The organism is Neisseria sp. P0021.S007, assembly GCF_051956855.1.
Genome location: NZ_JBQCXA010001625.1, coordinates 1 through 453, shown reverse-complemented (window position 1 = coordinate 453; position 453 = coordinate 1). Strand labels below are relative to the sequence as shown.

The following is a 453-nucleotide window of genomic DNA, read 5'->3' as shown; positions in this document are numbered from 1 at the left end:
ATCCTGTGCAGGCGACGGAAGCGTTGCGACATATTGATGGCGGCAATGAGGAAAAACTGATACGCCGCGCTCAAATTATTGACCGCGACCAGCATTTGAAATATGTGTTGCAACAAGTGGAGACAGGCTCGTTTTGGCTTTGGATTGCTGCGGCGACGTTGTTGTTTACAGTCGGTTTTTCCAGTACTTATCTTTTGATGGACAATCAGGGGCTGAACTTTTTTCTGGTATTGGCCGGGATTTTGGGCATGAATACAGTCATGCTGCTGGTGTGGCTGGCGACTTTATTCCTGCGTTTGAAAAATATGCACTTTATCAGCAGTCCGACAACTTGGTTCCGAGGTAAAGACCCGGTCAATCAGGCAATTTTGCGGCTTTATGTGGATGAATGGCGCAAACCGCAAACGCGTTGGCTGATTGGTGCAACTTCACACGGCCTGTGGCTTTGCACGC

The 453-nt window shown here is 48.8% G+C and carries 1 pseudogene; it reads left to right on the top strand.

The window, feature by feature from the left end:
* Positions 1-453: pseudogene (locus tag ACTHUR_RS20600) on the top strand (DUF2868 domain-containing protein); the annotation flags it as partial.